This is a genomic window from Actinoallomurus sp. CA-150999, assembly GCF_050942425.1.
In the GTDB taxonomy this organism is placed as follows: Bacteria; Actinomycetota; Actinomycetes; order Streptosporangiales; family Streptosporangiaceae; genus Actinoallomurus.
In genome coordinates this window covers 5608529-5620668 of sequence record NZ_CP192063.1, presented here as the reverse complement: position 1 = coordinate 5620668, position 12140 = coordinate 5608529, and the positions used below count along the sequence as shown (strand labels likewise).

Genomic DNA, 12140 nt, shown 5'->3' with positions numbered 1-12140 from the left:
TTCCCCATGGCGAACTTCGAGCCCGGTTCGTACCGTCGCGCGATGGTGCCCGCGGGCGGGTCCGGCCACGCGAATCCACGCTCGCTTCCGTCGTGATCGGTGAAGACGAAGGGCGCGACCTTCACCCTCCGCAGGGCACTCTCGATGAGTTCGTCGCGGTCTCCCCGCGCCTCGGGATCGGCCACCGTCCGGACGAAACGCTTGATCATCGCGTACGTGCCGGGCGCGCCGAACCCCCAGCTGTACGCGCCGTTCACCGCGCCGGCCTTGGCCGATGACACGACGATGTCGACCGTGAGCTCCGGCTTGTCCACGAGCGCCTCGGCGATCCACCGGGCGACCTGGTGGTCCTTCTCCGCGGTGAAGCCGGTGAACGCCAGGTCCTGCTGGCTGATCTTCAGGCTGTGGCGCGCGTTCTTGATCACCGCTTCCTTGGCGGTGTCACTGGCCTGGTCGCCGAGGAACGCCGCCCGGCCGAGCGACAGAGCCCGGCCGCTGTGCCACTGCTCCGGAGCACCACGGCTCATGTCCGGCTCGGTGCGCGGCAGCTCCGCCCGGTCGACGAGGGCGATCTTGTTCCGGGCCGGGCCGGGAGACAGCGTCTTCGCCCCGTAATTCGCGGTGATCTGCTCGACCTTCAGATCGCGGCCACCGCTCGTCCACAGGTAGTCGGCGAAGTCGTGCGCGTGCTGGGCGCCTTCGCCGATCATCTCGATGGAGACGTCGTGGACCGGAGGATAACCGCCGTACGTCTCCGCCCAGAGGTTGTGACCGCCGACCAGGGCCACCGCGCCGTCGGCCGCGACGATCTTCGAGTGGTTCCAGAAACCTCTGAGGACGTTGGACAACTGCCCGGCGAGGACGGTCATCCGGTCCATCGGCACGCCGTTGTCCTTGAGGAACTTCCTCAGGTCCTTGACGAACTCGGAGAACGTGTCCCGCAGCGGGACGTTCCCGAACAGGAACCGCACGAGAACAGGCCCGGAGTCCTCCCGTGACGCGACGTCGAGAAGCGCGTTCTTCACCGCTTCGTGGATCCGGCCGGTCGGCGGCAGGAGGCTGACGACGTCGACCAGCCGCGTACCGCTGCCCATGATCCCGCGCACGGTGCCGGCCAGTTCGTCGACGGCCCGGTCGCCGAAGGCCATGACGTCGTCCTTCGCCATGGGCGCGCCCCACATGTCGGGCGTCTGTACGAGCCGGATCAGGTTGCCGGTGCTCAGAGCGTGCACGCGCCGGTCGACGCCCGTCTCCGTCAGCCCCTGCTCCAGCCGATCGGGCAGGCTCCTCACCGGGTCGTCCGCATCGTGCGCCGTCGCGACGGCCTTGCCCTTGCCGACGGAGCCGGAGCTCTCGGCCGCGCCCGCCCGGCCCATGAGCCGGCTCACGAGGCCGTGGTCGCGCACCTCCTCGAGCACGCTCTCCGGGATGTCGAACGTCGTCGCGGTGCCCCACGTACGGCGGAAGTACCCGAGCCCGGTGCTCAGGTCACGAAGATCGGCGTCCGCCGACTCCGTCTCCGGCAGCCGGAGGTGCTCATGCCAGAGCCGCACCCGCAGATCGGCGACGAGGGAGTGCGGGCCGCCCGGGTGCACCATCGCCGCGGTGACCTCGGACTCGTCGCCGGCCATCGAGCGGTCCCAGAAGTTGGCCGAACCGATGGAGGCGAACTCGTCGTCGACCAGCACGATCTTCGAGTGCACCTTGGTGTCCTTCACCGTGAACAGGGCGAAGTTCGCGCGCTGCTCCGGCGTCAGCCCACGCAGCACGAAGGCGTCGATCTCACCGGACACCTTGGGCGTCGCGTCGGCCGAGGACTTGGCGCCCCGGCCGGGAAAGCCCTGCGTCACGAAGATCACCTTGACGCCGCGGGCCAGGGCCCTGGAGACCGCCGGGAACAGGACCTCGTGCTTGTTGTAGACGTTCCCGACGTGCGAGGGGTTGAGCGTCTGGTCCTCGACATAGATGTACGTCCTGGCGGCGTCGATCGCCGCGGTCAGGCCGTCGGAGACCTCGCTCACTCCGCCGTGCGGCAGGGTGTGCCAGTCGAGTCGCAGGGTGTCGCCCAGAGGAGTGACCCGATGGGGCGCGTAGCTCCGCCAGATCCGTACTCCGGCGTCGGCGTACGCGCGGCTCGACGTGCGCACCAACGCGGGCGAGTACTCCGGCGTCAGCGACTCGGGCTTGGGGCTGACCGCGGCGTTGTACGGCTGCTTCTGCCCGTTCGACCAGTAGTCACGCGCCGGCAGCGTCGCGGCCTCGTCCCAGCGGGTCCAGAAGTTGCGCAGCACCTCCTCCGCGGCACGCCCCTGCAGTTGCACGCCCGCGTCGTGCGTGTAGTTGTGCTGCGGGGCCCCGGCATGCCGTTCTTCGGTGAACCGGTTCGGCGCGTAGTCCATCCCGCCGACGAACGCGTGCAACCGGCCTGTCGTCGCGCTGTAGGCGACCGTCGTCTTCTCGTGGCGGGAGTCGAATCCGCCGCCCCAGTCGATGAGCACCCGGTCGGCGAGCGGGTGCCGGCCCTCGCCGCCCGCGCTCCGCAGCGACTCCACCGAGTAGACGTTCGTCCGCGCGAAGCCCCCGACCATCGTCGCGTACGGCATGTGGAGGAAGTCCTGCTGGAGCATCGGCGCTCCGGACGAGCCGAGCGAGTGCCGCGGGATCGCGACGACCACCCGCACGTCGACCCCGGCCTCGGCCAGGGCCACCAGCCGCTCGCCCAGGTTCGGCTCACCGGCCCCGGTCCGCAATCGGGTGGCGAGGTTGAGGTACCAGGAGTTGATGTAGAGGCGGTCGCCCGGGCCGTGCAGGGTGTCGAGGACCTTGGCGATCGCCCCGAAGTACCCGTCCCCGTCCACGTGGGGGGTGACGACCGTGTCGGCTCGATGCTCGGCGCCGAGGTTCAGGTGGGACGGGAAGAACCTGGCCTCCAGGTCGCGCAGAGCGACCTGCGTCTCCTCCGGATCCCGATCGCCGAAGGCATCGCCGAGGTCGGGCTCGGCCGGCTCCGGGCCACCGGCCTCGGTCAGGCTCCGCAGGCGGGTCAGATCCGCTTCGACCGCGGCCTGCAGCCGGGCGACCGCCGCGTCCCGCCCGCTGGGCCCGCTCTTCGGCGTCCTCCACTCGTCGATCGCGTGGAGCACCGCGCGCATGGCTCGGACGTCGTCGCGATTGCCGCGCAGCCTCGCCACCGCGGCGTCGAGATCCTGCAACGCCGAGGAACGCGGTCTGTTGTCGAGCGCGGACGCCTGGAGCCAGCGGTCGACGATGTCCGGCTCCTCCGCCGGTGTCTCCAGGCTCGTGAGCCCGGTCGGGTTCGTCCCGGCCGCCGGGTCTTGGATCCGGGCCTGGACATCGGACGAGCCCACCCCGGGGTCCGCGCCGAGCAGCCGTCCGTGCGGCCACGGCTCCGACCGTGCCGCTACCAGTTCGCGCGGGAAGCCCTCGCTGGTCGGCAGGAACTGCAGGCTGCGGAAGTCGCCCGGCAGGACGGCCTCGTCCCGCCGCTGGCCGTCGAGGAAGACGACCCGTCCCCTCCGGTTGACCGCGTTGACGAGGTGGTCCACGTCCGTGCCGTGCAACCCGATCACGACGATCCCGTGCGCGCCGTACCCCGCCGTCAGCAGCGCGTTCTCGATCGCCCGGAACCCGGGCACGTCGATCGGGTCGCCCTTCTCGAGATTGGCCAGGTACTCGTACGGCGATCGGACGTCCGGCGGAACCTGGAACCAGGCCAGCAGCTCCGGATCCTCATCCGGGTTCAGCCGCGCCTCTTCCAGCGTGAGATGAATGGCGATCGCGATGAGCAGGCAGTTCGTCAGGAAGTCGCCGCCCTCGACCACCAAGGGGCTGATCTTGCGCAACCACGGGAACGCCTGCCGGGTTCCCACGGGCCCGAGACGGAACGGCGACCACGAGGAATCTCCGTGGTCGGACGACGTGAGGCGGGTGACGACTCCCGAGGCGTCCTCGGGGACGAACGACTCCGAGCCCGACGACGGATGGAGGTCCTCCCCCGCGACGCTCGCGGCCGGCCGCAGATCGCCGGGCGCGGACGGTGGCGCGTGGACCGGCTCGTCGTCCGGCAGATCGATCGACTTCGTGTCCGGCGGCGTCGTCTCGGCGACCTCGGTGCGGATCGGCGTCTTGGGCGCGATGGCCGTCTCGGTGCTGACGGCCGTCTCGGTGCTGTTCGTCGTCTCGGTGCTGATGGTCGACTCGACACTCATGATCGACTCGGTGTCGGAGCTGATCGTCGACCGCTCTTCGGCCATGGCCTCGGCACGGCCGGTCTCGAACAGGTCGGCGGTGGACTCGTCCTCCGAGGACGTCGTGGCGCGGTCCGGCGACGCCCACCACAGGCGGTACTCGTCGAAGAACTCTTCGCGGAAGGACTCGGCGGTCTCGTTCACCCACTCGGTGTCGTCCAGGTCGTGGCCCTCGCCGACGGTCTGGAACGACCGGCCCGCGGTCCTGAGCGCGGCCGGGACGGTGGCCTCGAAGGCGAGGTGGGCCGGAAGCTCGGACGTGAGGCGTTCCACCCGCTGGTCCCAGAGCGCGGCCCGCTCGGCCAGGTCCTCCGGTTTCTCGATGGCGCCGCCGAAGACCTCGTCGAAGGCCGTCATCATCCGCTCGGTCAGGCCGGTACGCGCACGGGCGAGGTCGTCTCCGGACAGCACCGGCTCCGGATGGTCCTGCCGCCACGCCGTATACGCCGCCGCGAAGACCTCCCCGGACTTCGCGGCCACGCCCTGCCGGGCCGTCTCCCGCGCGAACAACGTGTGCAGCCGGGGCGTGCCGGTGGTCTCGCCGTACCAGGACTGCCACTGTTCGAGCCGCTCCGCCGGCGTTCCGCTCCGCTCGCCGGTGAACAGCTCGCCGAACCGGTCGTTGGCCGACCGGGCGATGGACTGTTCCAGCGAACGCCGCACGCCGCCGGGCAGCTCGCCGCCGAACTGGACGCCGAACCGCTGCCGGAACTCCTCGAGCGTCTCCGGCGGCGCGGTCCGCCAGGACTCGATCGCGGTGTTCACGTCGGCGAGGGTGCGGGTCAGCGCGCCCTCACGGGCGGTCTGCCGGGCCAGCCGCGACGGCAGCGACGCGGCGGCAGCGTCGAACCTCGTCTTCCACTGCTGCCGCATCTCCGCGGTGACCTCGGCGCCGGGCGGGAAGATCTCGGCGTACGCGGTGTCCAGCTCGCGCCACCCGTCGGACCGGACCTGCTCGCGCCCGGGCCCCGACGGCACGGCGTCTTCGGCGGCGAACGCGGCGAGCAGGTCCCGGTCGGGCTCGGACAGGCTCCCCCGGAAGGACTCGGCGGTGGAGGAGACCAGCTCGGTGAACCGCTCCTGCTCGGACGCGTGACCGGCGCGCCGGTCGAAGGCCTGCCACAGGTCGTCGCCGGTCAGTTCCCCCAGGCGGCGATCGCCCGCGCGCCGGACGTCCGGCAGGACCTGCGGCAGGGCGGCGCGAAGGCCGGAGACGCCGTCGAGGGACTCGTCGACGACGGTCTCCCACTCGCGCTCGAACTCCGCGCGCTGTCCCTCGCGTACGGAATCCGCCACGGTGTCCGTCAGCACGACCGGCAGGGCCTCGTCCGCGTCGCCCAGACGCCGGCTGCGGTTCTGGTACCAGCTCTGGAAGGCGCGCTCGTACGCGTCCCGGCCGGCCTGCAGGGCGACCTGCCGGGCGGCCTCCCGGTCCAGCACGTCCGGCAGGCCGTCGAGGATCTCCTGCCGCTCCTGGTCGCCGGTGAGGATCCGGCGGTCGAACTCCTTCCACGCCCGGTCGCGGACCGCGTCGAGGTATCCGCCGACCGTCTCGCGGGCGCCCTCCGGGGCCCACGACTCGAAGACCTCATCGAACGCCTGCCGGTCGGCGGCGGTGCCGGTCCGCACGGCGGCCTCGGCGTCGTGCCGGCCGAAAGTGGCCTCGAGGTTCTCGTACAGGCGTGCCTCCGCGGCGTGCCACGCGAAGGTGCGCCAGTCGCCGGGCTTCGCGTAGGACGGTTCGGCGACGGGCGTCCACCCGCGCTCCTCCGTCTCCGGCACGGCGGTGGCGGCCAGGTGCTCGTCGATGTAGGGCGTGCTCAGGTCCTCGACGCGGAGGCGGAGGTCGTCGAGGTGGCGGCGGACCCAGCCCGCCGTGCCCCCGGACCGCAGCGTCACCCGGCCGTCGCTCTGCCCGGACAGGAACTCGGTGAACTCCCGCTGCGCGACGTCGCGGCGCTCGGCGACCTCATGCAGCGCGTCGAGTTGCCGCGCGTGGTCGGACGCCAGCCGGGCCTGCGTCGACGCGTCGAGCGTCCGGCCGGCCACGAAGTCGGTGATCCGCTTGGCGAGCGCGGCCTGCTCCTGGCGATACCAGGACGCCGTCTCCGGCGTCCACTCCGGATCGGCGGGACGGTCGGTGGCCACCGTCCGGACCGGGGGCTCCGGCACCGCGTCGTCGCGCTGGACCTCGGCGCCGTCCAGGTTCGCGGCGTTCTCCTCGTCCTGGGCCCGCGGCGCGGCCTCGGACGCCTTTTCGGCGAGGGACTGCTGCCGCCACGCGCGCGCCGCGCTTTCGTACCTCCCCCGGAAGTCCTCCACCAGCCCGGTCCGTACATCCCCCGTCTGGGCGGGACCCTCGGTCATCGCCTGGACGAACTCGTCCCGCAGCGCGGTGGCTTGGGGACCGTGGTGGAAGACCGGGTCCACGTTGCGCAGTGCCGACCGCGAGTAGGCGACCTCCCGCGCGAACGCGTCGCGCGCGTCGGCGACCGCCCGCGCCTCGTCCAGCCGCAGCGTGAGCTCGGCCGCGAGCCCGCCGCGGCTCTCCGGTTCCGTGGTGGTCCACTGCCGGACGAACCACTCGCGCGCCGTTTCGACCTGCTCGAGCGCTCCGAACATGAAGCCGCGGTCCGGCTGTTCGGCGAGCACCGCGTCGAACGCCAGGTGCGCCTGGTCGCGCTGCTCGACCTCGGCGCGCAGGCGGGCCAGCCCTTCGACCACCTGCGCCTCGGCCGCAACGAACCTCGCCGGGCGTGGTGTTGCCGGCGTCTCCCGGGCCTCGGGCGGCGCCTCGAGGATCTCCGGCGACGTCTCCTGGAGCAGCAGCTGAGCCTGCTCGAGGTGCTCGACGGGCGCGTTCGCCTCGTCCGGGACGTCCTCGACGTGCGCCCGCCGGCCCACCGGCGGTTCCGGGACGGCGGGCACGGACTCCGGTTCCGGCGCGAGCCCGGCGCGCCGTTCGTACTCCGCGAGCGGGGTACGGGTCAGGTCCAGCCGCCCCAGGTCCAGGGTCCACTCGGGGTTCTGGCTCCAGTCCCGGTAGGCCTGTTCCTTGGCCTCGACCTGCTCGCGGAGGGCCGCGAGGCCCTCGCTCGCCTCGGTCAGCACCGCGGTGCGCTGCTCCTCGCTCGCGGCCGCGTTCATCTCGGTGCGGAGGCGGGTCCGGAGCGCCTCCTGCCCGGCTCGGTAGTCGGCGAGCGCGTTCGGGGACCGCAGGTCCGGACGTCCCTCCTGGAAGACCCGCTCCAGGTTCTCCAGCGCGTCGGCCCGGCGGACCATGTCGGCGAAGACGGTCATCAACCACTGCCGGTTCCGGGCGCTCTCCTCTGCGGCCTGCTCGCGCAGCCGTTCCAGCCGTGGCGCGTCGGTCTCGGCCTGGAACGCCTCCCAGTTCTCCCGGAGCGCGACGCCGAAGACGTCACCCTGCGACCGTTCCAGCTCCAGCCAGTTCGCCACGTTCCGATCGCTCGGGCCGAAGTGCTCCTGGTAGAGCCTCGCCGAGTCGGCCCGGTAGTCGTTCGCGAACTCCTCGAACCTCTCCTCGCTCATCGCGAAGCGCCGCTGCGCCCGGCCGGTGAGCTCGCTCGCCTCGGCGGTCAGCTCGTTGAACCGGCCGGCCCCCTGGCGGAGCGCGCCCTCGAGACCCGCCTCGAACCGCAGGCGTTCGTTCAGCGAGTGCAGGTAGGGCAGGAAGTGGTCGCGGTAGAACTCCTCCTCCCGGCGGATCAGCTCGTCGCCCGACCAGAGGCCCTCCTCGGGGCGGCCGACCACCGACTTGTACGCGTCGGTCAGCGCCGCGTGGGCGTCCGCGCGGACCCGCTCGACGTGCGTGTCGGGCCTGCCGGTGCCCTCCAGCGCCCGGTCCACCCGGCGCAGCATCGCCGCCCGGCCCGTGTGCTCGTCGAGCCGCCCGGGCAGCCCGGCGGCCAGCCGCTCGTACGCGGCGGTCAGTTCCCGCGTGTGCTGCTCCCAGTCTCGGGCGGTCAGCTCCGCGGGCGAGTGGCCGCCGAGGAGCAGGGTGCTCACGGCCCGCAGGTCGGTCCGGAACTCGGCCAGGACCGCGTCGTAGTCAACGGCCTCGCGCTCGGCGCGCGGGCGGTCCGACATCTCTTGCCAGGGAAGGTCGTGGTCGCCGAGCGCGTCTTCGGCGCGGGCCGGCAGGGCGTCCTCGGCCATCTCGGCGCGGATCCGGGCGGTGAAGCGCTCGTCCAGTTGCCGAAGCGCAGGTCCGAGCCCCGTCGCGTGCCGTTCGAACTCCTCCACGGGGAGTGTGCGCGTCTCCCGGCCGTCCGGCAGGGTCCGCGTGTACGCCTCGAAGTGCGCGACGTAGTCCGCCCGCAGGCTCCGGGCCCGGTCAGAGGCGGAGTCCAGGCCCGCCGTCTCCGCCAGGCGCCGGAAGCCGAGGTTCGCCTCGTGCTCGAGCTCCAGCCGGGTCCGCAGTCCCCGCGACAGCTCCGCGGTGCGGGCGCCGGCCTCGTCCACGAAGTCGTACCGGGCGTTCTCGCGGTGTGCCCCACCGCGCAGGCCCACATTCTCGGCGATGCGGCGGACCTCGGCGTCGTTCGCCTCGAGGAACCGCGTCAGGGCGCGCGCCTCCTCGTCCGGCGAGAACCGATCCCGGTCCACGACCGCGTCGAAGGCGTCCTCGGCGCGCGCCCGCGCCGAACGCGTCGCCGCCTCCAGCTCGAGCTCATCGTGCAGCCCGTCGACCAGATTCTGGAACGACCGCTCGAACTGCTCCTGGGTCAGCTCGCCGCGCAGGTAACGGTCGTACTCCGGCTTCCACCGCGAGTCGAACCGGTCCCGTACGTCGAAGGTCCACGGCCGCGTCCGGTCGGCGTCGAGCCGCGCCTGCCCGCGGATCATCCGGTCGGCCACCGCGGGGATGGACAGGTCGTGGTCCAGTCCGTGCAGCCGGGACTCCAACGCGTCGGCCAGGCGCTCCTCGAAGGGCCTCGCCTCGTCCGCCGGGGCCTGGTTGTGCTCGGCACGGGCCGTGCGGTACGCCTCGGCGACCGTTCCGACGAGATCGTCCGGCACGCCCGCCTTCCGCGCCCAGCCCTCCGGCTCGGACAGCGGGTCCCGCCGGAGCAGCAGCTCGGCCACCTCGGACGGTGAGGCGGAGTACTCGTTGTCCTCGAGCACCGGCTCCAGCTTGGCGGTGAGCCGCTGCTGCAATGTCGGCGGCTTGTCGATGAGCTGCCGCTCTCCGCCGAGCGTGATCTTCGGCGGCTTCGCCCGCGCCCGGTCGTCCTCGGCGAGGGCGGCCCGGTACGCCTCGGCGATCGGACGGGTGAGACGGTCGGGCATGCCCGCCTCGCGGAGACGGATCCTCGGGTCGGAGTTCGCCCCCCGCTCGGGTACGCCGAAGGTATTCGGACCTTCGTGGTACGCGGCGATCGCCGCGTCGACCCGCTGGTCGGCCTCCCACTGCTGCCGGGTCCGGCGGTCCTCGTCGCCGAGCAGCCCCTCGTGCCGTTCCGTCAGCGCCGCCTGGTCCAGGTTGAACCGGCCCTGCGCCACCGGGTCGCCGGCGTCGAACCGGAAGTTCGGCGTGACGTCCCCGTGGTCGAGGGCCATGGGGTCCACCAGCACGTCGTCCGGCCGGTGGCCGCCGGGCGTGACGCCCTCCGTCTCGGGCCGGTGATGCTCCGACGGCGGGTCCTGCGGAGGCTCCTCGTGCCCCGTCGACTCCGTCGAGGTGGACTCCGTCCGTACGGGCGTCGCGGGCCGCTCGTCGACGGAAGCGTTCCTCCCCCGGGGCGTCGTGGGCGTCTCCGCCTCGTCGGGAGGGGGCGGGTTCTGCAGACGCTCGTCGAGACGCACCGGCTTCGTGGTGGAGCCGGTCTCGGTCCGTACGGGCTCCGGAGGCGCCTCCTCGTCGGTGCCCGTGGCGGCGCCCGGCACTCTGTCGAGCTGTGGTCCGGGCGCGCGTCCGCTGGAGGGCGCGTTCCGTACCGAGGTGGACGGGGAGGTGACGGCCGGCTCGGTGAGGTCGGCGTTCGGTTCCGGTCGCGGTGGCGTCCCGGGCGGTGTCGTCGACGTGGTCCGCGGCCGGGACGACGGCGTCACGGTCTCCTCGGCGGCGGGCGGGTGCTGCGATCCGCGTGGCGTCGCCTGGGGCGGCTGTACCGGGGTCTCGGTGTTCGTGGACCGGGGCGGGGCACCGGTGGTGCCCGGTTCGACGCGCCCGTCCCCGAGGGCCGGGTCGGGGGTCTCCGTGTGCGGCGTCGCCGGGACCTCGCCGTTCGGCGAAGTGAGGTTCCGCGAGGCGGGCGACGTCAGGTTCGTCCGGGGTCCGACGCTCTCCACAGGCGAAACGGGACCAGGTTCCGGCGCGAGGCTCTCCACCGGGGACGCGGGCTCCGGGTGGGATTCGAGGTTCTCCGGCGACGGGGTGAGCCGTGGGGAACGTGCCGGGTTCGGTGCGGGGGGCGCCGACCGTTCCGGCGGAGTGGTGATCGGTGTGTGCTCGGACACCGGGGCCGGGACGGGCGGCGGGAGCGATGCGCGGTTCTCGCCGTTCGGGAGGGGGCTCTCGGAGAGCGCTGGATCGACGGACTGCGGAAGGTTACGGCTCGGCGACGGGGTCGGGATCTCACCGAAGGGCTCCGGGTTGCGGGAACCGGTCGGGGTCAGCGGGTCTTCCAGGCTGGTCCGCAGGATCGGGTCGTTCTCCCCGACCGTCCCGATCCGCTCGGGAGGCTCGACGGTCGTCGGCCGCGTCGGCGGCGAGCGACGCGGGCCCTGCGGCGGCGGCCCCTCCGGGGAGGGCTCCGGCACGGGCGTCGGCCGTCCGCCGCCCGGACCGTCGGTGCCGGGTCCGCCGCCGGGCTTCTCGGAGGGAGGCGTGTCGAGGCGCTCCTCCGCGATCAGCTCGGAGATACCGCCGCCGATCTTCTTCATGCTGTACCCGCCGGCGCCCAGATGGACGCCCCGGGTGATCGAGCCGAACAGGGCGCCGCCGATGCCGCCGCCGACGATCATCATCGGATCGAAGTGCCAGTAGCCCTCGACGAGCCCGGGCGCCAGCGTCCCGGCGATCCCCGAACCCACCCCCATCTTGATGAAGTCGCCGCCGATGTTCTTCAGCTCGGTGACGATGTTGGTGTCGAGGTACTTCTTGAAATTGTCGCCGACGAGCCCGTCGAACCACTTGCCCAGGCCGCTGAGCCCGGCGCCCGCGCCGCGGATCCCCAGGTCGGCCAGGGCGCCGCCGACCGCGCCCTCGGCCACCCAGGTCCAGTTGATCGGCTTGTTCGGGTCGCCGTAGCCGAGCGCGGTGGAGATCAGGCTCGCCGCCATCATGATCAACGCACCGATGGCCGCCTGGATCGCGGTCGGCACGATGTACTCGATGAGGCCCGCCAGCCGCTGCAGGATCATCGTCAGGCTCAGGCGCGCGGTGTTGTAGGCGACCGCCTCTTCGCCCAGGGAGGCCCCGCCGGTGAAGAAGGCCATCGCCGACATGATCGCGAGCTGGATCTGCATCGCGATCAGGGTCGAGATGATCTGGATCTGCGCCTGGCCGAGGCTCCGCGCCCAGGTGCCGAACTGCGCCGCCGCGGCCAGGGCGCCATCCCTGATCTCGTCGATGTGGCTGCCGTAGCCGTTCGCGCCCGTGAGCTCCCGGAGCATCGCCTTGTACTGGGCGATGACCTCGTCGGGCAGCGCGCCGTCGACCTTGTTGAGCGTGTCCTCGATGAGCTGTGCCAGGCCCTCCAGCTCGGCCGCCAGGTCTTCCGGAGCCTGGGCGAGGCCGAAGATCTGCCCGGGAACGGCGTCGGGCGGTTCCATCCCCATCAGGAACAGGAACAGCCGGCGCTCGTCCTCGTTGAAGACGAATCCGCCCCACGGCTCATCGGACAC

Annotated in this window: 1 protein-coding gene (cut by a window edge); it reads right to left on the bottom strand. The window is 72.4% G+C overall.

Annotation, left to right across the window (positions count from 1 at the left end; translation table 11 throughout):
* A protein-coding gene (locus tag ACQP2O_RS26075) for a protein-glutamine glutaminase family protein (RefSeq protein WP_433190354.1) crosses the window boundary here: on the bottom strand, positions 1-12140 show its beginning. It extends 34648 nt beyond the left edge of the window; only the first 12140 of its 46788 coding nucleotides appear in the window; the start codon lies at positions 12138-12140; the stop codon falls past the left edge of the window.